We start from the raw sequence: 23,475 nt of genomic DNA on the forward strand, positions 1-23,475 counted from the left end.
TATTATGGTGACGGCAGTTTTTAATGGCGTTGTCTTGATTAACGATGTTTTATCACTGCTTGCACTTGGGAACAAATGAGAATGGCGAGTTAAATCAGTTACATATTTGTAGCCGAGTTTTCTCGTTTGCAAATATCGATGGCTTTTTCCCTTTATTTATTTCCGCTGAAAGGCAATTCGATAACATTATTCCACCGTAATGCGAGCGGTAACCATTTGTGTTTCTCTCACAATTCGCGAGATGAAAAATGCGTGTTAACGGAGTTGTTAATAAATGGCTGCAGAAGGAATTTTTGTTGCCTGAATAATGGGAGGGCGGTCACGCAGGAACGGGAAATAAAAAGATGATGGTTTATTGAGACGGGTCAAGAAATGCAGCAAGTTTTCTTCATCAGAAAGGGCGGAGCAGGCTCCGCCCTATTGGCTCTGACTTAGCGTTTCTTGCCGAATGCCGCCGCCAGCGCGTCGCCCATGGCGCTGTTGCCGGCCGGCGCCGCATTGCGCGGTTTGGCCTTGTTGCCGCCTGCCGAACGGTTGGCGTTGTCGCGTGCCTGTGCCGGCGCGTTGCCGCCGCGGCGCGGTGAACCTTCGCCCGGTTGCTCATCCAGGCGCATGCTCAGCGCGATGCGTTTACGCTGCAGATCGACTTCCATCACCTTCACTTTGACGATGTCGCCGGCCTTCACCACGGTGTGCGGATCTTCGACGAACTTGTCCGCCAGCGAGGAGATGTGCACCAGGCCATCCTGATGCACGCCGATATCCACGAAGGCGCCGAAGTTGGTGACGTTAGTGACCGACCCTTCCAGGATCATCCCCGGCTGCAGATCGTTGAGGGTTTCCACGCCTTCGGCAAAGGTGGCGGTTTTGAACTCCGGACGCGGGTCGCGGCCCGGCTTCTCCAGCTCTTTCAGGATGTCGGTGACCGTCGGCACGCCGAACTTGTCGTCGGTGAAATCGACCGCTTTCAGGCTGCGCACCGCCGAGGCGTTGCCCATCAGGTCCTGCAGCGCCTGCTCGGTGGCGGCCAGGATGCGCTGTACCACCGGGTAGGCTTCCGGGTGAACGGTGGAGGCATCCAGCGGGTTGTCGCCGTGGTTGATGCGCAGGAAGCCGGCGCACTGTTCGAAGGCCTTCGGCCCCAGACGGCTGACTTTCAGCAGCTGTTCACGGTTGCTGAAGCGGCCGTTCTCGTCGCGCCAGTTGACGATGTTCTGCGCCATCATGCGCGTCAGGCCGGCCACGCGGGTCAGCAATGGTACCGATGCGGTGTTCAGATCGACGCCGACGGCGTTCACGCAGTCTTCCACCACCGAATCCAGCTTCTTCGCCAACTGGCTCTGGCTGACGTCGTGCTGATACTGGCCGACGCCGATGGATTTCGGATCGATCTTCACCAGCTCCGCCAGCGGATCCTGCAGGCGACGGGCAATGGATACCGCGCCGCGCAGCGACACGTCGAGATCCGGGAATTCCAGCGCCGCCAGTTCTGACGCGGAGTACACCGATGCGCCCGCTTCGCTGACGATCACTTTCTGCGCCCGGACGTCGCTGAACTGCTTTTGCAGGTCGAGATAGAAACGCTCGGTCTCACGCGAAGCGGTGCCGTTGCCGATGGCCACCAGCTCTACATTGTGTTTGATGCACAGTGCCGCGACGATGGCGGCGGCTTTGGCCGCTTGCCCGGTGTGCGGGTAAACGGTGTCGGTGGCCACCAGTTTACCGGTCGCGTCGACCACGGCGACTTTCACCCCGGTGCGCAGGCCTGGATCGAGGCCCATGGTGGCGCGCATGCCGGCCGGCGCGGCCATCAGCAGATCATGCATGTTGCGGGCGAACACGTTGATTGCTTCGTCTTCCGCGCGTTCGCGCACCGTGCCCATCAGCTCGGTTTCCAGGTGCAGGAGCACCTTGATGCGCCAGGTCCAGTTGACCACCGCCTTACGCCAGGCGTCGGCCGGGGCGTTGTTCAGGCGCAGGTTGAGGTGATTGATGATGATCAGCTCCGCCTGGCTTTCGCGCGGCGCTTCCTCAAATTGCGGATCGGCGTTCAGCGCCAGCTGCAGCACACCTTCGTTGCGGCCGCGGAACATTGCCAGCGCGCGGTGCGAAGGCACCTGGGAAATCGGTTCGTGGTGATCGAAGTAGTCGCGGAACTTGGCGCCTTCGTCTTCCTTGCCCTCGACCACTTTGGACACCAGATGGGCGTTTTTCCACAGGTAGTCGCGCACCTTGGCCAGCAGCGCGGCGTCTTCGGCGAAACGCTCCATCAGGATATAGCGCGCGCCGTCGAGGGCGGCTTTCACGTCCGCCACGCCCTTGTCTGCGTCGACGTAGCGTTCAGCCAGCTGTTCCGGCTGCTGTTGCGGATCCTGCCACAGCGTGTCCGCCAGCGGTTCCAGACCGGCTTCGATGGCGATCTGGCCACGGGTGCGGCGCTTCGGTTTGTACGGCAGGTAGAGGTCTTCGAGTTCGGTCTTGCTCAGCGTGGCGTTGATCGCCCCCGCCAGCTGTTCGGTCAGTTTGCCCTGTTCATCGATCGACTTCAGGATGGTCTGACGACGATCTTCCAGTTCACGCAGATAACCCAGGCGGGTTTCCAGCTGGCGCAGTTGGGGGTCGTCCAGGCCCCCGGTGACTTCCTTACGATAGCGTGCAATAAAGGGCACGGTATTACCTTCATCCAGCAGACGGATGGCGGAGTCGACTTGCTCCGGCCGGGCCTGCAGTTCTGTTGCAATAATGCGGCTCAGTGGGTCATTCATAGGTCTGGTATCTGTATTGAGAACGGTGAATAAACAGGGGACAGTTATACGTATTGATCGCGGAAAATGCCAGTGGAGCGGGCCGCCGCCGCGCGGCCGCGGCGTGGAGAACAGCTCAGGCGGCGGCGTTGGCGGCGGTTCGGAAAAAGCTGAAAGCTTACTTCGGGTAGTTTATCTCATTTACGTACCACTGTGCCTCGCCCAGCGGCGTATTGACGGTGGCGATGTCCCCGACCTCTTTTTTCAGCAGGGCGCGCGCCATCGGCGCATCGATGGAGATGTAATCCTTGCGGCCGAAAATCTCGTCGTAACCGACGATGCGAAAGCGTTTGGTCTCGCCGTCGTCATTCTCCACCTCCACCCAGGCACCGAAGAACACCTTGCCTTCCTGCTGCGGGGAGTAATCGACGATCTTCAACTGCTCCAGGCATTTGGTCAGATAGCGGACGCGGCGGTCAATTTCGCGCAGCCGCTTCTTGTTGTACTGGTAGTCGGCGTTTTCGCTTCTGTCGCCCAGGCTGGCGGCCCAGGTCACTTTTTTGGTCACCTCGGGGCGTTCTTCACGCCAGAGGTAATCCAGCTCTTGTTTGAGCTTGTCATACCCTTCACGGGTTATCAGTTGAGTTCTCATCGTGATTTATCTTTATGGGGCCACCGCCACAGTGTACGTGAATGCGGGGGGCTTTAGAAATGGCGCGCGGGCCTGCGCCTTGTCGCACGGTTTTTATTCAGTTTGCGCAGCTTTTAACAATCGGGAGTATGCTTAGCGATAGCGGAAAAGGAATGTGACGAAAGGAGGATATCTGGCGAGAGAGACAAGGAATTTTGGCGCACAACCCAACACATTGAAGGTATTACCGCATGGAATTTAAAGATTACTACGCCACGATGGGCGTTGAGCCCAACGCCGATCTGAAAACCATCAAAACGGCCTACCGCCGGCTGGCGCGTAAATATCACCCTGACGTGAGCACTGAAGACGACGCCGAGAGCAAGTTCAAGGAGCTGGCCGAAGCCTATGAGGTGCTGAAGGACGACGAGCGCCGCGCCGAGTACGATCAGATCCGGCTGCACCGCAACGATCCGAACTTTGGCCGCCAGGCGCGCGGCGATCACGGCGGCTATCAGCAGAGCGCTTCATGGCACGGCGGCGGCGCCGACGCGCAAGACTTCTCCGACTTCTTCGAGAGCATGTTCGGCGGGCGTGCGGCGGGCGGGCACCGCTCCGCTTCGCACTCGCACGGCGGGCATGGCTTCCGCGGCCAGGATCTGGAGATGGAGGTGCCGCTGTTCCTCGAGGAAACGCTGCATGGCCAAAGCCGCGAGATCTCCTATACGCTGCCGGTGTATGACGAGCTGGGGCGGCAGGTGAGCGAAGCCAACAAAACGTTGAACGTGAAAATCCCGGCCGGCGTGGGCGATGGCGAGCGCATTCGCCTCAAGGGGCAGGGCGTTGCCGGCGTGGGCGGCGGCCAAAACGGCGATCTGTATCTGGTCATTCGCCTCGCGCCGCACCCGCTGTTTGAGATAGATGGCCACAACCTGAGCATCGTGGCGCCGCTCGCTCCGTGGGAAGCGGCACTGGGTGCCAGCATCGAGGTGCCGACGCTGACCGGCAAAATCGCGCTGACCGTGCCGGCCGGCAGCCAGAGCGGCAAACGGCTGCGGGTCAAAGGCAAAGGGTTGGCGGGCAAGAAAGAGCCCGGTGACCTGTACGTTATTCTCAAGGTGGTGATGCCGCCGAAGCCGAACGAGAAGGCCAGCGCCCTGTGGCGGGAACTGGCTGAACAGGCGGCATTCAACCCGCGCGCGGAATGGGAGTAAAGCAGATGATGAAAAAAGAGATCACTTTCACCGTGGTGGAGCTGTGTCAGAGGGTGGAGATTTCAGAGGACGAGCTGGTCGAGATCGTCGGCCTGGGCGTGATCGTGCCGCTGGAGCCGGCGCAGCCGCGCTGGGAGTTTGATTATCCGGCGCTGAGCCATCTGCAGCGCGCACGCAGGCTGCGGGCGGAGCTGGATCTGGACTGGCCGGGGATCGCCATGGCGCTGACGCTGCTCGACCGGGTTGATGCGCTACAGCAAGAGAACCGGCAGCTGCGCAGGCAGCTGGCGCGTTTCCTGCAAACTTCCTGACCCGAGAGCTGAACGCCACCGGGTGCTTCCCGGTGGCGAAATTGCACAAAATTGGGCCGTCGCCCCACATTGCGCCGACAAAGGGCGAAATTTTGACGAACCCCCGTCGACATTCACTGAAAATTGTTGATAAATGGGGAAAAGAATAAGCTTTGTAACAATTTCGTCTAGAATACATACCATTAAACGCTGTCTCAAATGGCAAGGTTTTCTAACAATATTCGAGTCAGGCAATAAAGCCTTTGGGAGTAATACCATGCAAGAGAATCATAAGATCCTGGTTGTCGATGATGACATGCGCCTGCGCGCGCTTTTAGAACGTTATTTAACCGAGCAGGGCTTCCAGGTTCGCAGCGTTGCCAACGCTGAGCAAATGGATCGCTTGCTGACTCGTGAATCCTTCCATTTGATGGTGCTCGATCTGATGTTGCCGGGCGAAGACGGCCTGTCCATCTGCCGCCGCCTGCGCAGCCAGAGCAACCCGATGCCGATCATTATGGTCACCGCGAAAGGCGAAGAGGTCGATCGCATCGTGGGCCTGGAAATCGGCGCCGACGACTACATTCCTAAACCGTTCAACCCGCGTGAGCTGTTGGCTCGTATCCGCGCGGTGCTGCGCCGCCAGGCGAACGAACTGCCGGGCGCGCCTTCGCAGGAAGAGGCGGTGATCGCGTTCGGTAAATTCAAACTGAACCTCGGCACCCGCGAGATGTTCCGCGAAGACGAGCCGATGCCGTTGACCAGCGGCGAATTCGCGGTACTGAAGGCGCTGGTCAGCCACCCGCGTGAACCGCTGTCGCGCGATAAGCTGATGAATCTGGCGCGTGGCCGCGAATACAGCGCCATGGAGCGCTCCATCGACGTGCAGATCTCTCGTCTGCGCCGCATGGTTGAAGAAGATCCGGCGCATCCGCGTTATATCCAGACCGTGTGGGGTCTCGGCTACGTCTTCGTCCCGGACGGCAGCAAGGCATGAGGCGATTGCGCTTTTCACCGCGTAGCTCGTTTGCCCGAACCCTGTTGTTGATCGTCACTTTGCTGTTCGTCAGCCTGGTGACGACCTATCTGGTGGTGCTGAACTTCGCCATCCTGCCCAGCCTGCAGCAGTTCAACAAGGTACTGGCTTACGAAGTGCGTATGCTGATGACCGATCGGCTGCAGCTGGAGGACGGCACGCTGTTGGAAGTGCCGCCAGCGTTCCGTCGTGAGATCTACCGCGAGTTGGGCATTTCTCTCTACACCAACTCGGCGGCGGAGGAGAGCGGCCTGCGCTGGGCGCAGCACTACCAGTTCCTCAGCCAGCAGATGGCGCAGCAGCTCGGCGGGCCGACCGATGTGCGGGTGGAGGTGAACAAGAACTCCCCGGTGGTGTGGCTGAAAACCTGGCTGCAACCCGATATCTGGGTGCGCGTACCGCTGACGGAAATCCATCAGGGCGACTTCTCTCCGCTGTTCCGTTATACGCTGGCGATCATGCTGCTCGCGATCGGCGGTGCCTGGCTGTTTATTCGTATTCAAAACCGCCCGCTGGTGGAGCTGGAACATGCGGCGCTGCAGGTGGGCAAAGGGATTATTCCGCCGCCGCTGCGCGAGTATGGGGCTTCCGAAGTGCGGTCGGTGACTCGCGCATTCAATCAGATGGCGTCGGGCGTCAAGCAGCTGGCGGACGATCGCACCTTGCTGATGGCCGGGGTCAGCCATGATCTGCGCACGCCGTTGACGCGTATCCGGCTGGCGACGGAGATGATGAGCGCCGAAGACGGTTATCTGGCCGAGTCGATCAATAAAGACATCGAAGAGTGCAACGCCATCATCGAGCAGTTCATCGATTATCTGCGCACCGGGCAGGAGATGCCGACCGAAAGCAGCGACCTGAACGCCATTTTGGGCGAGGTGGTTGCGGCGGAGAGCGGTTATGAGCGGGTGATTGAAACCGCGTTGTCACCGGGCGAACTGATGATGAACGTGCACCCACTGTCGATTAAGCGGGCGGCGGTGAACATGGTGGTGAACGCGGCGCGTTACGGCAACGGCTGGATCAAGGTCAGCAGCGGCCGCGAGCTGCAGCGCGGCTGGTTCCAGGTGGAAGATGACGGCCCGGGTATCAAGCCGGAAGAGTTGAAGCACCTGCTGCAGCCGTTCGTACGCGGTGACAGCGCGCGCAGCACCAGCGGCACCGGTCTGGGGCTGGCGATCGTGCAGCGTATTATCGACGCGCATGACGGCGAACTGGATATCGGCACCAGCGAGCGCGGCGGGCTGTTGATCCGCGCGTATATTCCGTTGCCGATGGAGAAAAAAGAGTCGACCAACGGTCATCAAACGGCCAGGGAAAACGCCTGACCTCTGGTGTGGGCCGAGCCGCTGCGGCCCCGTCAGGACTTTCTGCTCATCACGTAGTATTCCGCCGCATCCTCATGCAACCGGCGGCCGGTCGGCGCCTGCCACGGATCGATTAATTCGATACCGCAGTGGAGGAAGTCTTTGGTATTGCGGGTGGCCAGGGCGGCACCGTAATGCAGGCAGGTGGCGGCGATTTGGGTATCCGGCACGCTCATCGCTTTACCCAGCAGCCGATTCCTTGCCGTCAATTCCGCGTATTGCATCGCGCACAGCCCATCAAACGGCAATATCTGCCCCTCGAACTTCAATTCAATGGCGTCCGCCAATTTCAGCTTGAGATCCCGCTGGCGCTTGCCGTCAGGCATGCAGGCGACACCGCTGAACAGTTCGGCGAGGACAATGGCGCTGAGATAGAGCTCGTCATTGTCCTTTTCATTTAACCAGTTAATGACGTTGTAGTACGGGCTGGGACGCAGCGTTTCTGAAATGACGTTGGTGTCGATAATGATCATGCGTTGTCATCTTCATCATCAAAGGTGACGATGCGTGGCGGCACGGCGTCACGCGGTGGGATCTCCAGCTCAACGCCGCCGAATTCGGCGAAGTGCTGATGCATCCAGGTACCCAATCCATAGCGCGGCGGCTTTTTCACCAGCGCCTGTTTCAGGATCATGCGCGCTTCCTCTTCCATAGAATGGCCGTTTTTCGCCGCTGAGATACGCAGCAGCTCTTTGATTTCGTCGTCCAGATTTCTGACGGTGATAGTCGCCATTTAAACCTCCTTTGCTATCAATGATTGCATTGACTTATTTTCTCGCCTTACTGGTTAAAAAGCAATCGATGAAAATAAAAAAAGGCGCGGGATCCGCGCCTTAGCTGAAGAGGTAACGCTACCGAATTACAGCTTCGGGCCGGCGCTAACCAGCGCGGCGCCCGCAGGCGTGTCGGTGTATTTGTCGAAGTTGGTGATGAAGCGCTCGGCCAGATCCTGCGCTTTTTCCTGCCACTGCTCGAGGCTGGCGTAGGTATTGCGCGGATCGAGGATCTCTGGGTTCACGCCCGGCAGCGCGGTCGGCATCGCCAGATCGAAGATTGGCAGGGTAACGGTTTCCGCCTTGTCGATTTCACCGCTCAGGATGGCGTCGATGATGCCGCGCGTATCTTTGATCGAGATGCGTTTGCCGGTGCCGTTCCAGCCGGTGTTGACCAGGTAAGCCTGGGCGCCGGCGGCCTGCATGCGTTTCACCAACACTTCGGCGTACTGCGTCGGGTGCAGTGACAGGAACGCAGCGCCGAAGCAGGCGGAGAAGGTTGGCGTTGGCTCGGTTACGCCGCGTTCGGTGCCGGCCAATTTGGCGGTGAAACCGGACAGGAAGTGATACTGAGTCTGGTTGGCGGTCAGACGCGATACCGGCGGCAACACGCCGAAGGCGTCGGCGGTCAGGAAGATCACTTTGGTGGCGTGACCCGCTTTGGACACCGGCTTGACGATGTTTTGGATATGGTAGATCGGGTAAGAAACGCGGGTGTTCTCGGTTTTCGAACCGTCGTTGAAGTCGATGCTGCCGTCGGCCAGCACGGTGACGTTTTCCAGCAGCGCGTCGCGTTTGATGGCGTGATAGATGTCCGGCTCGGCTTCTTCAGAGAGCTTGATGGTCTTGGCGTAGCAGCCGCCTTCGAAGTTAAACACGCCGTCGTCGTCCCAGCCGTGCTCGTCATCGCCGATCAGCTGACGCTTAGGATCGGTGGAAAGGGTGGTCTTGCCGGTACCGGACAGGCCGAAGAACACCGCCACGTCGCCTTTCTCGCCCACGTTGGCCGAGCAGTGCATCGAAGCGATGCCTTTCAGCGGCAGCAGGTAGTTCATCATCGAGAACATGCCTTTCTTCATTTCGCCGCCGTACCAGGTGCCGCCGATCAGCTGCATGCGCTCGGTCAGGTTGAAGGCGACGAAGTTCTCCGAGTTCAGGCCTTGTTGCTGCCAGTTCGGGTTGGTGCATTTGGCGCCGTTCATCACCACGAAGTCCGGCTCGAAGTCAGCCAGCTCGTCGTCGCTCGGGCGGATGAACATGTTTTTCACGAAGTGCGCCTGCCAGGCCACCTCGGTGATGAAACGCACTTTCAGGCGCGAGTCAGCGTTGGCGCCGCAGAAGGTATCCACCACGAACAGACGTTTGCCGGAAAGCTGCTCGGTGACCAGGTGTTTCAGATCGGCCCACACTTCCGGGCTGAGAGGTTTGTTGTCGTTTTTGCCTTTGCCCTGATCGGCCCACCACACGGTATCGCGGGTGATGTCGTCGCGGACGATGTATTTGTCTTTCGGCGAACGGCCGGTGAAGATGCCGGTATCGACGGAGACGGCACCCAGCTTGGTGACTACCCCACGCTCAAAACCTTCCAGAGATGGGTCTGTTTCTTCCTTAAACAGCAGTTCATAGCTCGGGTTGTGAACGATTTCGCTAACGTCGTGAATGCCGTAAGCGGCCAGATCCTGAGGGGTTATACCTTTAACGCGCATGTTACTACTCCTTGGTCACAGAATTTCTGGCGGCAATTGTAGGGATCTAACGGTGAGTAACCGCGATGGGTATCAAATATTTAACGTTTTAGGCGGTATTTCGTTACGATCTGAGAGATAGCACACGGAAAAAAGCAAACGTGCAAACGGCGGGCGTTGGCGGGCGCCGGGGGCGCCCGCCGAAAAGGTGTTACTTAGTGCAACTGGTCGCTTTCACTGGTGTTACCCGCATACAACGCGGCAACATCAACCGGGTCAAAGACATAGTGGCTGCCACAGTAGTCGCAGTGCATGTCGATATTACCGTCCTGCTCCAGCATGTCCGCCACTTCATCGGTCGGCAGGGTCATTAGCGCGTCGGCGCAACGCTGGCGCGAACAGGTGCAACGGAACTGCACGTCCTGCGGTTCGTACAAGGTGACCTCTTCCTGATGGTACAGGCGGTACAACACTTCGTTGGCCGGCAGGCCGAACAGCTCTTCGCTTTTGACCGTGTTGGTCAGTTGCACCAGATGATCGAAATCATCGAGGTTGCCGTCCTGCGCCGGCAGCACCTGCAGCAGCATACCGGCTGCTGCGGCATTGCCTTCCACTTCGCCGGTGCGGATGAACAGGCGGGTTGGCAGCTGCTCGGACTGGCGGAAGTAGGCTTCCAGGCATTCTGCCAGGGTTTCACCTTCCAGGCCGACCACGCCCTGATAGCGCTCGCCTTCCGTCGGGGAAATGGTGATGACCATGACGCCGTTGCCGATCATCTGATGCAGGGTGCTGTCGTCGGCGATAGGCGCCTGGGTGCGCGCAACGCCACGCATCTCCTGGCGGTTGTTGCCGTTGATCACCGCCAGCTTCAGCGGGCCGTCGCCCTGCAGCTGCACGGTGATGTCGCCGTCGAACTTCAGGGTTGCGGTCAACAGACTGGTGGCGACCAGCAGTTCACCCAGCAGCTTTTGCACCGGCGCCGGGTAGTCGTGGTTGTTCAGGATCTGCTGATAGGTTTCGCTGACGGTAACCAGCTCGCCGCGCACCGCGTAGTTTTCAAACAGGTAACGGTGCAATTGGTCATGGTTGGACATAATCTTCTCTCATTACGGTGAGGGGTTATTCCGGCTCACCAAATTTAAATTTCATCAGGTCGCGCCGCTCCTTTTTGTCCGGACGACGGTCCGGATGCGGCATGGTCAACGCGTTCATCTTGCGCGCCAGCGCCATTTTTTCGCGGTTGGCGATGCTGGCTTCGGTTTCCTGATACATTTGCTGCGCCTCGTTGGCACCGCGGCGTTGGCTGGTCAGCGCCAGCACGATCACCGTACGTTCTTCGTTGCCCTGCCGCAGCTTAAGCTCGGCATTGAGTTCGACAATCTTGCTCGGTTTGCCGCGCTGGCCGTTGTAATGCACCTTGCCGCCGTCGATCATTTCGCGCGCCAGCGCGCGAGTCTTATAGAAGCGTGCGGCCCACAGCCACTTATCCAGTCGGACCGCGTCGTCGCGCGTCGCTTTTTCCTTCATGCTTCCCCCTTGGCCAGCGCCGGTATCAGCAGACGGTAGTCGCGCATCGACGGATGGCGCTGGAAGCTTTTTTCCGCCGTGCTGGAGTCCGGGTTTTGCACGCCCAGGCAGTAACGAATGCCGAAAGTGCGCGCCGCGTCGAGGATCGGCTCGCCGTCATCGACAAACAGCGTGCGCTGTGGGTTGAACCCGGTGTGCTGTTGCACCGCCTGCCACAGACGCTGATCTTCTTTCGGATAACCAAATGTGTGGGTGGAAAACAATAAATCAAGGTGCCGATCGAGGCCGGTATGCTCGATTTTCACCGCCAGGCTGTGAGGATGGGCGTTGGTCAGCAAAATGGTTTGCAGACCGGCGTCGCGCAGCGCCCGTAAAAACGGCTCGGTGTCTTCGCGCAGCCGCGCGCGGCTACCGACTTCGCTGGTCATGCGGTAGATGTCCAGATCCAACCGCTCGCTCCAGTAATCGAAGCAATACCAGTTCATGGTGTGCTGCACCGCCTGATATTCCCGTTCAATGATATGACGGGCTTCGTCGAACGGAATGGCGCGCCTTTCGCTCAGCGCTTGCGGCACCAGGCTGAGCCAGAAGTGGCTGTCGAACTCCAGATCCAGCAAGGTGCCGTCCATATCCAGCAGCACGGTATCGATCTGCGGCCAATCAAACTCGGGAACCATAAAAACTCCATGGGCGGACCGACGGGCGGTCCGCAGATGAGAATAATAGCGTTAGCGTAGCATAAGCAGATGACAGGGCGGAGACCCCCGGCGTCAGGTTCAGGCCATCGGCCGCATTGACATCGGATTGAGCTGCGGATTGAAGCAGCTGTCGTAGTAACGCTGGATATCGGCGACGCGGTGCTGATTGATGCGCCGACGCTGTACCAGCCGCCAGGCGTTATAGCCCAGGCTGACGACCACCGCCAGCAACAGCAGGCTGGTACCGAGGTAGCGCCACAGGGTGATCATGTCCGGTTCGCTGTGCAACGCCACGTGGCGGGTGCCGTTGGCATCGACGCTGAGGCTGGTGATCACCCCCTGCGCCTGGAATGGGGTATGCAGCAGCAGAGTGGAAAGGCGCTGCAACTCATTCCACTGGTCAAGAGCGTTGTATTCGCTCTGCGGCGCTGAGGATTGCGGATGGCTGACCAACTGTCGACCTTCATCGCTGCGGATCAGGAAACCGCCCGGCGGCGGGCTGTTGAGCGCCGCGGCGGCCAGACGCGTTTCATTGAAGATGAACGACGACGTGGCCACTTTGGTCAGGCTTTCCAGCGACTCGGCGCTTACCGGGCGCAGCAGGACGTTGACGCCTTGCAGCGCGCCTGATCTGGCGCGTTTCACCAGGCCGCTCCAGTTTTTGGCGTTGCCCAGGTTGACCAGCGCGTTTTTCAGCCGCACACAGTCGTTTTCTGCCTGGCATAAATCCTGTGTTTTCAAAACGATATCAGAAAAGTCATCCAACAGGATCATGCCGGATTTCTCGATGGCGCTGGCCAGCTGCGGGTTGATCTTCTGATCGGTACCGCTCGGATGCAGCTGGCTGTTGACCGTGGCCAGCAGGGCCGTCGCTTTGTCTATGACTTCTGATTCCGGCTGCGGCAGCGGGGCGGCGTTGTTCCAGTAAATGCCGGAGCAATCGAACGGCGCAAAATTGACGGCGCCGCCACCGTTGGCCGGCGGCGGCACATAGCACATGCCGCTGCCGCGCACCTTCAGGGTGTCGCCGATGCGCAGCGGCGTAGCTTCCAGCGCCTGTACGCTGGTCACTTCCACTTTTTGCGCGCCTTGCAGCCAGGCCATGCTGAGGGTCAGCGGCAGATTGAGCGGGATATAGATCAGCAACAACAGCAGTACCAGTGCCGAACTGGCGACCAGCACCGCGTTGCGGCCCCACTGCTGCAGCGGAAAATTCTTCACTTCGTCATGCAGCGAGAGGAAACGGCCCTGGCGCACCACCTGCCGATTGAGGTAGACGTCCACATCGGTGGTCTTGCCCAAGTCTTGCGTCAGGTACGGCTGCCAGTGCGGCGGGTAGATAAGATCGATGATGCCGAGTGAAATGTTGCTGATCTGTCCCTGGCCGGATTCGCCGAACAGTCCCCAGCGCTTCGGCGTGCCGCGCAGGCAGTGGATCTCTTTCAGCTCGCGTGACGCCGGACGGCGGAACAGGTTCCAGCATCCCCAGGCGATCATCAGCACCGCCACGAAAATCATCCACGGGATCACCAGCACCGGGCTGATCAGGCTGAAGAACAGCAGCAGCAGCGCGGCGGAGATGATGACGGCTTCACGGATGCCGTTCGGCCGGTTCAGCGCATGCTCTTCCGGCGTTTCCTTACGAATGTTCACCAGCTCGACATGTTCGCTCTCTTCCTTGCGGATGGAAGCGTTTTTGGTCGGCGCGGCGGTCACCACCGGCGGCTGCGGCCGGTCGTGAATATGATCTTTCAGCGAGTGCCCGTTGAGCGAAATCACCAGTGGCAGCGTCTGGGTTCGGATCACTTCCACATGGTTGTCGGCGGTGATGTAGGGTTCCCAAAACGGCGGCAGATGTACCTCTTCGGCATCGAGGTAATAGCGCCATTTATTGGGATCGTCGCTGGCCAGACCGTAGCGGGTGATGGCGTGCGTGACGGGATAAACGTTATCGCTTTGCGGGGTGAGCGCCAGTTTGGCTGCGGGCAGCGTAGCGCCGCCGCCGGGCAACAGTTTGTTGCTCAGCTTGTTTTGCTGATTGAGGTAGAACTCGACCGCGGCGCGCTCTTCATCGGTCAGCTTGCGGTGGGCAGGCTTGATAAACGGCAACGCGTGCGCCAGCGCCGACGGGTTGCGGGCCTTGAACCACAGGTACAGGCCGGCGGCAATCAGGCAGACAAGCACTAAGGCCAATATCAACACTATTGTGCTCATGCAATCCCCATCTCACACCCGTGAATTTCGCCAACCTGATGAAAAGCTGAATATTATACGGAGTAAACCGCCAGGAGGCACCCAGAACTAATGAGGGAACAAACAGATTCTCGCTCTGGATCTCATTCCTTCATGACGCAAGGCCATTTTATCACTGATTCTTGCCTGCGTGATACTAGCAACCGGCCTCTGCCGTCGATATCGGCATTATCCTATTTTCATGCGTGCTGTTTGCTGAATCAGTACGGAAAATCGCCCGCCGCTGGCTACGCTTGTTAAAAGAAAGTAAATTACTGTTCATGCTCGTTGCGGCGGAGCTTGCCATTAACGCACAATGTGATCAGGATCGAGTTTGGTCAGCATTTGAGCGCCAACGAGCCGTGCGTTACGCCAATCATTATTTCGGTTGCCCCGTCCACGCCTGGGTAACCTCTTTGAGGCAATCATGGATAAACACCTGCAAAAACCTAAAATTCTGAAAGTGGAAACGGTCGCGCGTTCGCGTTTGTTCAACGTCGAGTCGGTCGATTTGGAATTCAGCAACGGGGTTCGGCGGGTGTATGAGCGCATGCGGCCTTCGGATCGCGAAGCGGTGATGATCGTGCCGGTGATTGGCGATGACCTGCTGCTGATCCGCGAATATGCGGTGGGCACTGAATCCTATGAGCTGGGTTTCCCGAAAGGGTTGATCGATCCCGGAGAGGGCGTGCTGGAAGCGGCCAACCGCGAGCTGATGGAAGAGGTGGGATACGGCGCGAAGCGCTTTGATTTTCTCAGCAAGCTGACGATGGCGCCATCCTACTTTTCCAGCAAAATGAATATCGTGCTGGCCCACGATCTCTACCCGCAGAGCCTGGAAGGGGATGAACCGGAGCCCTTGCCGCAGGTGCGCTGGCCGATCGCCAACATGATGGCGTTGCTGGCGGAACCGGATTTCCGTGAGGCGCGCAACGTCAGCGCGCTGTTTCTCTCCGAGGCGTTTTTGCGCGCGTCGCGCTGATACGCTTCGCGCCGAATAAAAAAAGGGCCAGATTTCTCTGGCCCTTTTCGATCAGAACAGCTCGTGGCTTTCACCGCCCGGATCGGTCAATGTGGTGCCGGTATCGCGCGATGGGTAGTCCGTCGGCTGCGTCCCTTCGATAAAGTACTCGGAACGGCTGCCACCGCCACCGCCGGAGAGCTTGCCGCTGCTTTTGTCGATGGTGACGCTGATGATGCCTGGCGGCGGCGTGACTTTCTGCTCCGGAATGCCTTCCAGCGCGGTCTTCATGAAGTCGTCCCACGCCGGCTGGGCGCTCTTGGCTCCGCCTTCACCGCCGGAAATCTGATCCGGGATAGCGCCGGATACCGTCGAACGGCCCAGATCGCGGCGGTGATCGTCGAAACCGATCCACACCGACGTCACGGTATCCGGGCCATAGCCGGAGAACCAGGCGTCTTTGGAACTGTTGGTGGTACCGGTTTTGCCGCCGATATCATGACGTTTCAGATCGCGCCCGGCACGCCAGGCAGTGCCCATCCAACCCGGTTCGCCGAAGATGTTGCTGTTCAGCGCGTCGTGGATCAGGAAGGCCAGCGGCGTGCTGATCACGTGCGGCGCATACTGTTGGTCACCGTCCTGCTGCACCTGAGCCGGGGTAACCTGCTCCAGCTGCGGCATCGGCACCGTGCTGTTGCTGCCTTCCTGCGAGGTGGCGACGTTTTCGATGTTGTCGTCGGACAGCACCGCCGAACGGTGGGTGTCGCCGTAGATCACCGGCAGGTTGCAGCTGCTGCACACCACTTTCGGTTTAGCTTCGAACACCGTATTGCCGTTGTCGTCTTCAATCTTGGTGATGAAGTACGGGTCAACCAGGTAACCGCCGTTCGCCAGCACCGCGTAGCCGCGTACCAGCTGCATCGGGGTAAAGGAGGCGGAACCTAGCGCCAGCGATTCGGTATGCACGATGTTCTGTGCCGGGAAGCCGAAGCGCTGCAGATATTCCGCCGCGTAGTCGACGCCCATCGCACGCATTGCGCGCACCATCACCACGTTCTTCGATTGCCCCAGCCCCTGCCGCAGGCGAATCGGGCCGTCGTAGGTCGGCGGTGAGTTCTTCGGCCGCCAGTCGGTGCCGGCGCCGGCATCCCAGCGGGTGATCGGCAAATCGTTCAGGATAGTGGCCAGCGTCAGGCCTTTATCCATCGCGGCGGTGTACAGGAACGGTTTGATGTTTGACCCCACCTGACGCAGGGCCTGCGTCACGCGGTTGAACTTGCTCTGGTTGAAGTCGAAGCCGCCGACCAGCGCTTTCACCGCGCCGTCGTTCGGGTTGATCGAGACCAGCGCCGAGTTGACGTCCGGCACCTGCGACAGCCACCAGGCGTCGTTCACTTTACGCACCCATACCTGCTGACCTGTCTGCACCACGTCAGTGACGCGTTTCGGCGTTGGGCCTTGCTGAGTGTCTGAACGGTACGGCCGCGCCCAGCGCATGGTGGCCATCGGCAGGGCAATGCTGCTGCCATCGGCCAGCATCGCCGTCGCTTCCTGCGGGTTAGCAGCGGTGATGACCGCCGGCGCCAGTGGGCCGTAGCTCGGCAAGTTTTTCAGCGAGTCGACAATCTGTTTGCGATCCCAGGCCGCTTCGCCGACTTTCCACAACACGTTGGATGGGCCGCGGTAGCCGTGGCGCATGTCATAGGCCAGCACGTTGTTGCGTACCGACTCCTGCGCCGCCAGCTGCAGCCGTTTGGTGACGGTGGTGTAAACCTTGTAACCGTCGGTATAGGCGTTTTCACCGTAGCGCTTGATCATCTCCTGACGCACCATCTCGGAGAGATACGGCGCGGAGAAGCTGATTTCCGGCGCATGGTAGTTGGCGACCAGATCTTCGGCGCGCGCCTGATCGTACTGCGCCTGCGTGATGTAATGCTCGTCCAGCATGCGCGACAGCACCACGTTGCGGCGGGCAACGGCGCGATCGTGCGAATAGAGCGGGTTGAAGGTAGACGGGGCTTTCGGCAGGCCGGCGATGGTCGCCATCTCGCTCAGGGTGAGCTGGCTGACGTCTTTGCCGAAATAGACCTGTGCGGCGGCGCCCACGCCGTAGGCGCGGTAACCCAGATAGATCTTGTTCAGATACAGCTCAAGGATTTCATCCTTGGTGAGCATCTGCTCGATGCGTACCGCCAGGAAAGCTTCCTTGATTTTACGCATCAGGGTGCGTTCCGGGCTTAAGAAGAAGTTACGCGCCAGCTGTTGGGTAATGGTACTGGCCCCTTGCGAAGCGTGGCCGGAGACCAGCGCGATTGAGGCGGCGCGGAAGATGCCGACCGGATCGACGCCATGGTGATCATAGAAGCGGCTGTCTTCGGTGGCGATAAATGCGTGCACCATCACCGGCGGAATTTGATCCAGTTTCAGCGGAATGCGGCGCTTCTCACCGTATTGGGCGATCAGTTCGCCATCGGCGCTGTAAACCTGCATCGGTATCTGCAGCCGTACGTCTTTCAGCGTTGCGACGTCGGGCAGCTGCGGCTCGACATATTTGTACAAGCCGAAAATCGAGGCTGCTCCCAGCACGATGCAACATACTGCAAGGATTAGTAAATACTTTACGAACTTCACCTGAGATTTCCCATTTCTAAGTCATTTGGGCAGTTTATAAACAACCGCGCGGTAGTATAAAGGCAAGCCTGCGACATGGATATGTTCTTTTATCATCTGATGTTATGGAGGCTTGCGAAACATGTTCCCTCAAGCATGGCAGGTGGGGCTGGATATACAAATCGACTGCGTGCGCGCGGTGGCGGCCCAACGCCGCCGCAATGGCTGGCAGTTGCGCCACTGGTGGCAGCAGGCGCTGCCGCAGGCGGTTTTACGCGATGGCTGCCTGGAACCTTCCGAATTCCTGATCCGGGCGCTGCGGCAATGGCGCGTTCAACTGCCGCGACATATTTCCTTACGCATTGCTCTGCCGGCGCAGCGCGTGTTGCAGCAGCGCATGGCGCAGCCGGACGCGCGGCTGCGCGAGCCGGAACGCAGCGACTATATCGGTGGCCACGGTTTGAAGCAGTTTCCGCTCGATGGCCAGACGCTGGCGCTCGACTATCGCACCGCGCCGGCGGATGAGGCGGCGCTGTTGCTGACCGCCGCGCGGCGGCAGGAGCTGCAGCAGTGGCTGCATTGTTTGCGTCAGGCTGGCCTGCATCCGCAAGCGGTCGATATCACCCCTTGTGCGCTGCGGATGATGGCGACGGCGGCAGGCGTACCGCCCGCTGCGGGGCTGATGCACCGTCTCGAACGAGAATGGCTGTGGGTGGCGCCGGCTGACGGCGCGTTCGCCTTTGGTCTGGCGCCGGGCGACGATGACGCGCAGGCGCTGCGGGCGCTGCAAGCCCAGATGCCGGCGGGCGACGATCGGCCGGTCTATGCCGGCAGCGTGCTGGCAGGTGCCTTGCCCGCCGGTTGCCTTGCCTGGTCGCCGCTCAGCGCCTTCACGCAGTTGCGCCCACCGTTGCCTGCGCATCCTGCGGCGTTCGCATTGGCCGGTGGTCTGGCGCTGCGCGAGGAGGATCGCTGATGTATCAGGTCAACTTTCTGCCCTGGCGACAGCGCCGCGATCGGCGGCGCGGCTGTTTCTGGCTGGGTGCGCTGCTGTTGCAGGTAACGCTACTGCTGCTGGCGCTGTTTCTGGTTGCCGGCCAACTGCGTCACCAACAGGCGCAGCGGCAGGCGCGGCTAACGATGCTGGGTGAAGAGCTGGCGGCCTTGACGTTGCTCGCCCATCAGCAGAAGCAAGAGCGGGCGCAGCGAGCGCTGCACAGCGCCCGCGCCGAACGGCAGGCGCGCAACGGCCAACATAACCGGCGTTATTTGCAGTTGCTTCAGCAATTGTCCTTCAGCATTCCTCCACCGCTGTGGCTCACGGCGCTGGACAGCGATGCGACGAACGGTCTGCGGCTGCGTGGATTGAGCCGCTCTCCTGCGGCCATCACGCAGTTCGAACGGCGGCTGGCGGGGATGCCTGCGTTGCCACGGCTGCGTTTGGCTGAGGTAACGCAACGGGACGACGGTCTGTATTCCTTTCATCTGGCGGCGCAGTGGGGGCGTGATGGATAGCCGTTTGTCATCCGGGCTGCGCTTTTGGCTGAACTTGCCGGGCTGGCTATTGCTGGTGGCGCAAGGGCTGGGCATCGGCACGCTGGCGCTGTTGGGCGGCGGTTGGCTGCTGCAAGACGAATGGCGTCAGCGGGAAAACGCGGCGGAGCGGCAACAGCGCCTGTTGCAACAGATTTCCATGGTACAGCACCAACTGGACGAGGCGCCGGAAGCCCCTATGCCGCCAACGCCGATCGGTCCGACCACCACCGGCGATCTGGCGAACGTGCTGCAACAAGCGGGGGGCGCCTTGTTGCGCTGGCAGCGGCAGGAAAAACCGCTGCGGCAAACGCTGAGTTTGCGCATTGATTATGCCGGTTTGTTGGCGCTGTTGGAGGCGCTGCCCGCCAATTTGCGTCTCGAACAATTGAGTGTGGAAACGCCGCCGCAGGGCATGACGGCGCGGTTGGTGTTGCAGGATGCCGCCGAGGAGCAGGCCGATGAGTAAAAGACCGGGCCGTTGGTGGTGGCTGCTATGGCCGTGGGCCTTGTGTGCAGAACCGCGCGATCCGTTTGCGCCGCCTCCGCTGCCTGTTTGTGCCCATCAGGAGGCATCGCCAGCGGGTTGGCGACTGAAAGGCGTCATCGGGCAACCGCCGCTGCGCTATGGCTGGGTGGTGACGCCGGCAGGGCAGTGGTTGCGCCTGCGGCCGCAGCAGTGGGTGCTGGACGAGCGTTGGCAGGTGGCGCAGGTGCGGGCGCGCAGCCTGACGTTAACGGCGCTGGCGGCCGAACCGGATTGTCCGGCGAGCCAGGGCGACATCTCGCTCATGATGGACAACAACAAGGATGGCAAACCATGAAAGGACTCGCTGGATTGGGCGTGGCGTTGTGGTGTCTGTCGCTCGGCATCGTCCAGGCGCAGGATAAACAGCAGGTTTCCCTGGAGTTCCAGGATGCGCCAGTGACGGTCATCCTGCAGGCGCTGGCGGATTATCGGCAGATGAACCTGATCGTCGCGCCCGGCGTAAGCGGCAATCTGACGCTGCGGCTGGAGAATGTGCCCTGGCCTCAGGCGCTGGCGCTGACCCTGCGTATGGGCAAGCTGACGATGACGCGGGAGGGGAGCGTGATGCTGGTCGCCCCGGAGCCGGACGCGCAGGAAAAAAAACAGCAGCGAGAAGCGCTGGCGCAGCGGCAGCCTTTGCACAGCTTGACCCTGACGTTACAAAACGGCGATGCGGCGGAGATTGCCGAAAGCCTCAATGCTCAACGCGGCGCCTTGCTCAGCGAGCGTGGCAGCGTGCTGGCGGATAAGCGCACCAATACGCTGTTACTGCGCGACACGGCGCCAATCCTGGCGCAGTTGAAAAAAAGGGTGACGGAAATGGACGCGCCGCTGGCACAGGTGCAGCTGGCGGCGCATATCGTGACCATCAACAGCGAAAGCCTGCGTGAACTTGGTGTGCGTTGGGGATTGGCGGCCGACGAAAAACCGACGCGGCCGCTGCGGCCGGGCAATCTCGGCGTTAATCTGCCGTTGGAGCGCAGCGCGGTGAGCGCCGGTTTCCATTTGGCGCGCATCAGCGGGCGTTTGCTGAGCCTCGAGCTGACGGCGCTGGAGCAGGAGAATCAGGTGGAGATCATCGCCAGCCCGCGTTTGCTGACGGCGCACCTGCAAACCGCCAGCATCAAACAGGGGACGGAGATCCCTTATGAAGTGTCGAGCGGCGCCAGCGGTGCGACCGCGATTGAGTTCAAAGAGGCGGTGCTGGGCATGGAGGTGACGCCGAAAGTGTTGCCGGACGGGCGCATCACGCTGACGTTGCACATCAGCCAAAATATGCCGGGGCGTGCCATCAGCCGCGGGGCGGGGGAGGCATTGACCATCGATAAACAGGAGATTAAGACGCAGATCACGGTGAAAAGCGGTGAAACCCTGGTGCTCGGCGGTATTTTTCAACGGCATAGCGGCAAGACGGCGGACAAGGTGCCGGGATTGGGAGATGCGCCACTGCTGGGGGGCTTGTTCCGGCAAAGTGGCGTACAACAGAAAAAACGCGAGCTGGTGATCTTCATTACGCCGACCTTGATTAAGGGATAAGCGGCTGCCTGTCGGCTGGGCGGCAAATCTCCTAAAGTTGATGAGCAGATACACTTTTTTATCCCCTTGGGGGGATCTGCGTTTGACGCTGCGGCCGATTTAGCTTACAAGGGTTACCGAATTGAGCACCGAGGTTTTTTGTTAGCGTCAAGACGCCGTTAAAAACATATGGTTTCCCTCCCGCGGCGTGGATTGCGATTTATTCGGTTGCCAAACTACCAAGAGTGTTGAGATAATTTTTCGTCTGATCTCGCACTATCGCTCATGAGGTTTCAGTTTAGGTCCCGCCGCTGATTTGATTGGCGGGGCGGGTTAACATTAACGAATTGTCTTAGTAATACCGAAAAACATGGCAGAGAAACGCAATATCTTTCTGGTTGGGCCTATGGGTGCCGGCAAAAGCACTATTGGCCGTCAGTTAGCTCAGCAACTCAATATGGAGTTCTTCGACTCCGATCAAGAAATTGAGCGACGTACCGGAGCTGACGTGGGCTGGGTATTCGACGTGGAAGGGGAAGAAGGTTTCCGCGATCGTGAAGAAAAAGTCATTAATGAACTGACGGAAAAACAAGGGATTGTGTTGGCGACCGGCGGCGGTTCGGTGAAGTCGCGCGAAACGCGCAACCGTCTGTCCGCGCGCGGCGTGGTGGTCTATCTGGAAACCACGATCGAGAAGCAGCTGGCTCGCACTCAGCGTGATAAAAAACGCCCGCTGCTGCAGGTTGATTCTCCGCCGCGTGAAGTGCTGGAAGCCTTGGCGAAAGAACGTAATCCGTTGTATGAAGAGATTGCCGATGTCACCATCCGCACCGACGATCAGAGCGCTAAAGTGGTTGCTAACCAGATCATCAACATGCTGGAAAGCAACTGATTGCCAATTTTCGCGTTCGCCGTCGGCCAATGCGAAAAACTGATTTGTGTTCCCCGCTGTTGCGGGGATCAACCACCGCCGCACCATACAGAGAACTGAGCGCGACATGGAGAGAATTACTGTAACGCTTGGGGAGCGCAGCTACCCGATTACCATTGCCGCCGGATTGTTTAACGATCCGGCTTCTTTTATGCCGTTAAAGGCGGGTGAGCAAGCGATGTTGGTCACCAACCAGACCCTGGCGCCGCTCTATCTCGAGCGTGTCCGGCAGGTGCTGGAGCAGAGCGGCGTCGTGGTGGATCAGGTGATTCTTCCCGATGGTGAGCAGTACAAATCTCTGGCGGTGTTGGAGCAGGTGTTTTCGGCGCTGCTCGAAAAACCGCACGGTCGCGATACCACGCTGATCGCCCTCGGTGGCGGCGTTGTCGGCGATTTGACCGGTTTTGCCGCCGCGTGTTACCAACGCGGCGTGCGCTTCATTCAGGTTCCCACCACGCTGTTGTCGCAGGTGGACTCCTCCGTAGGCGGCAAGACCGCCGTCAACCACCCGCTCGGCAAAAACATGATCGGCGCTTTCTATCAACCCGCTTCGGTGGTGGTTGATCTGGATTGCCTGAAAACGTTGCCGACGCGTGAACTCTCTTCCGGCCTGGCTGAAGTCATCAAATACGGGATCATCCTCGATCGCGAGTTCTTCGTCTGGTTGGAAAATAACATCGATGCGCTGATGGCGTTGGATATGCAGGCGTTGGCCTACTGTATCCGCCGCTGCTGCGAACTGAAGGCCGAGGTGGTGGCCGCCGACGAACGCGAAAGCGGTCTGCGCGCCCTGCTGAATCTGGGCCATACTTACGGTCATGCTATCGAAGCCGAGATGGGCTACGGCGTGTGGCTGCACGGTGAAGCGGTGGCTGCAGGCATGGTGATGGCGGCGGAAACCGCGCACCGTCTCGGCCAGTTCTCTGTTGAAGACATCGAACGTATCAAAGCGCTGCTGCTGCGCGCCGGCTTGCCGGTCTGCGGGCCGCAGGAAATGACGCCGGAATCCTATCTGCCGCACATGTTGCGTGACAAGAAAGTGCTGGCGGGTGAACTGCGTCTGGTGCTGCCGACCATGATCGGTGCGGCGGAAGTGCGCGGCGGCGTAGGGCATGAGCTGGTGCTGGCGTCGATCGCCGCCTGCTTGCCTGAGCAGCAGCGTAATTAAATCGGACTAAGTAACAGTGGCTTAGCCGCCA

Annotated in this window: 22 protein-coding genes; 12 read left to right on the forward strand and 10 right to left on the reverse strand. The window is 59.7% G+C overall.

The annotated features are described in order from the left end of the window. Window positions 1–431 precede the first annotated feature (431 nt). On the reverse strand, window positions 432–2,765 hold the full coding sequence (locus FOT55_RS16230) for a Tex family protein (protein ID WP_147823722.1): 2,334 nt from the start codon (window positions 2,763–2,765) through the stop codon (window positions 432–434). Window positions 2,766–2,922: 157 nt separating this feature from the next. Next, complete coding sequence (gene greB, locus FOT55_RS16235) at window positions 2,923–3,396, reverse strand: transcription elongation factor GreB (protein ID WP_025304551.1); 474 nt, start codon at window positions 3,394–3,396, stop codon at window positions 2,923–2,925. A gap of 230 nt (window positions 3,397–3,626) precedes the next feature. Between greB and cbpA the strand changes: the two genes are divergently transcribed. The 4 genes from cbpA (at window position 3,627) to envZ (ending at window position 7,243) form a co-directional block, all read left to right on the forward strand. Beyond that, window positions 3,627–4,589 (forward strand): curved DNA-binding protein, encoded by a 963-nt coding sequence (cbpA, locus tag FOT55_RS16240; RefSeq protein ID WP_025304550.1) that lies wholly within the window; start codon window positions 3,627–3,629, stop codon window positions 4,587–4,589. Between the two features lie 5 nt (window positions 4,590–4,594). Then, window positions 4,595–4,900 carry a chaperone modulator CbpM gene (locus FOT55_RS16245; protein WP_004930739.1) on the forward strand — a complete coding sequence of 102 codons (306 nt, stop codon included), beginning with the start codon at window positions 4,595–4,597 and terminating at the stop codon, window positions 4,898–4,900. Window positions 4,901–5,156: 256 nt separating this feature from the next. Beyond that, window positions 5,157–5,876 (forward strand): osmolarity response regulator transcription factor OmpR, encoded by a 720-nt coding sequence (gene ompR / locus FOT55_RS16250; protein ID WP_004709363.1) that lies wholly within the window; start codon window positions 5,157–5,159, stop codon window positions 5,874–5,876. Next, window positions 5,873–7,243, forward strand: a complete 1,371-nt coding sequence (envZ, locus tag FOT55_RS16255; protein ID WP_015379311.1) for a two-component system sensor histidine kinase EnvZ — start codon at window positions 5,873–5,875, stop codon at window positions 7,241–7,243. Before ompR ends, envZ begins: the two co-directional genes overlap by 4 nt. A gap of 32 nt (window positions 7,244–7,275) precedes the next feature. Here the strand turns inward: envZ and FOT55_RS16260 are convergent, their stop codons facing one another. The 7 genes from FOT55_RS16260 to FOT55_RS16290 all read right to left on the reverse strand — a co-directional run bounded on the left by FOT55_RS16260 (window position 7,276) and on the right by FOT55_RS16290 (window position 14,179). After that, window positions 7,276–7,755, reverse strand: a complete 480-nt coding sequence (locus tag FOT55_RS16260) for a type II toxin-antitoxin system VapC family toxin (protein ID WP_016930378.1) — start codon at window positions 7,753–7,755, stop codon at window positions 7,276–7,278. Further along, window positions 7,752–8,015 (reverse strand): FitA-like ribbon-helix-helix domain-containing protein, encoded by a 264-nt coding sequence (locus FOT55_RS16265; protein WP_004930730.1) that lies wholly within the window; start codon window positions 8,013–8,015, stop codon window positions 7,752–7,754. Before FOT55_RS16265 ends, FOT55_RS16260 begins: the two co-directional genes overlap by 4 nt. Window positions 8,016–8,141: 126 nt before the next feature. Further along, the gene (gene pckA / locus FOT55_RS16270) at window positions 8,142–9,761 is read right to left on the reverse strand and encodes a phosphoenolpyruvate carboxykinase (ATP) (protein WP_043138920.1); all 1,620 of its coding nucleotides are present in this window, start codon (window positions 9,759–9,761) and stop codon (window positions 8,142–8,144) included. Between the two features lie 194 nt (window positions 9,762–9,955). Next, entirely contained in the window at window positions 9,956–10,834 is an 879-nt protein-coding gene (gene hslO / locus FOT55_RS16275) for an Hsp33 family molecular chaperone HslO (RefSeq protein ID WP_147823723.1), read from the reverse strand. 25 nt (window positions 10,835–10,859) lie between these two features. Beyond that, window positions 10,860–11,267: a ribosome-associated heat shock protein Hsp15 gene (gene hslR, locus FOT55_RS16280; RefSeq protein ID WP_025304547.1), complete on the reverse strand. Its 408-nt coding sequence runs from the start codon at window positions 11,265–11,267 to the stop codon at window positions 10,860–10,862. Next, complete coding sequence (gene yrfG / locus FOT55_RS16285) at window positions 11,264–11,944, reverse strand: GMP/IMP nucleotidase (RefSeq protein WP_025304546.1); 681 nt, start codon at window positions 11,942–11,944, stop codon at window positions 11,264–11,266. The genes hslR and yrfG overlap by 4 nt, the downstream gene beginning before the upstream one ends. Window positions 11,945–12,043: 99 nt before the next feature. Beyond that, window positions 12,044–14,179: an intracellular growth attenuator family protein gene (locus tag FOT55_RS16290; RefSeq protein WP_025304545.1), complete on the reverse strand. Its 2,136-nt coding sequence runs from the start codon at window positions 14,177–14,179 to the stop codon at window positions 12,044–12,046. A gap of 445 nt (window positions 14,180–14,624) precedes the next feature. Between FOT55_RS16290 and nudE the strand changes: the two genes are divergently transcribed. After that, on the forward strand, window positions 14,625–15,179 hold the full coding sequence (gene nudE / locus FOT55_RS16295; protein ID WP_015379304.1) for an ADP compounds hydrolase NudE: 555 nt from the start codon (window positions 14,625–14,627) through the stop codon (window positions 15,177–15,179). Window positions 15,180–15,230: 51 nt separating this feature from the next. Here the strand turns inward: nudE and mrcA are convergent, their stop codons facing one another. Next, window positions 15,231–17,789 carry a peptidoglycan glycosyltransferase/peptidoglycan DD-transpeptidase MrcA gene (gene mrcA / locus FOT55_RS16300; protein WP_025304544.1) on the reverse strand — a complete coding sequence of 853 codons (2,559 nt, stop codon included), beginning with the start codon at window positions 17,787–17,789 and terminating at the stop codon, window positions 15,231–15,233. Window positions 17,790–17,910: 121 nt separating this feature from the next. On the opposite strand from mrcA, the gene pilM reads away from it, so the two are divergent. The 7 genes from pilM (at window position 17,911) to aroB (ending at window position 23,444) form a co-directional block, all read left to right on the forward strand. Beyond that, the gene (gene pilM / locus FOT55_RS16305; protein ID WP_060435129.1) at window positions 17,911–18,744 is read left to right on the forward strand and encodes a type IV pilus biogenesis protein PilM; all 834 of its coding nucleotides are present in this window, start codon (window positions 17,911–17,913) and stop codon (window positions 18,742–18,744) included. Next, the gene (locus FOT55_RS16310) at window positions 18,744–19,283 is read left to right on the forward strand and encodes a PilN domain-containing protein (RefSeq protein ID WP_147823724.1); all 540 of its coding nucleotides are present in this window, start codon (window positions 18,744–18,746) and stop codon (window positions 19,281–19,283) included. The genes pilM and FOT55_RS16310 overlap by 1 nt, the downstream gene beginning before the upstream one ends. Next, complete coding sequence (locus tag FOT55_RS16315) at window positions 19,276–19,770, forward strand: hypothetical protein (RefSeq protein WP_147823725.1); 495 nt, start codon at window positions 19,276–19,278, stop codon at window positions 19,768–19,770. Before FOT55_RS16310 ends, FOT55_RS16315 begins: the two co-directional genes overlap by 8 nt. Beyond that, entirely contained in the window at window positions 19,763–20,125 is a 363-nt protein-coding gene (locus tag FOT55_RS16320) for a HofP DNA utilization family protein (protein ID WP_025304540.1), read from the forward strand. The genes FOT55_RS16315 and FOT55_RS16320 overlap by 8 nt, the downstream gene beginning before the upstream one ends. After that, on the forward strand, window positions 20,122–21,366 hold the full coding sequence (gene hofQ, locus FOT55_RS16325; RefSeq protein WP_049294948.1) for a DNA uptake porin HofQ: 1,245 nt from the start codon (window positions 20,122–20,124) through the stop codon (window positions 21,364–21,366). The genes FOT55_RS16320 and hofQ overlap by 4 nt, the downstream gene beginning before the upstream one ends. Window positions 21,367–21,715: 349 nt before the next feature. Then, on the forward strand, window positions 21,716–22,237 hold the full coding sequence (gene aroK / locus FOT55_RS16330; RefSeq protein WP_004391482.1) for a shikimate kinase AroK: 522 nt from the start codon (window positions 21,716–21,718) through the stop codon (window positions 22,235–22,237). 106 nt (window positions 22,238–22,343) lie between these two features. Then, window positions 22,344–23,444 (forward strand): 3-dehydroquinate synthase, encoded by a 1,101-nt coding sequence (gene aroB, locus FOT55_RS16335; protein WP_025304538.1) that lies wholly within the window; start codon window positions 22,344–22,346, stop codon window positions 23,442–23,444. Window positions 23,445–23,475 lie beyond the last annotated feature (31 nt).

The sequence above is a fragment of the Serratia bockelmannii genome, from assembly GCF_008011855.1.
Taxonomy (GTDB): Bacteria; Pseudomonadota; Gammaproteobacteria; order Enterobacterales; family Enterobacteriaceae; genus Serratia; species Serratia bockelmannii.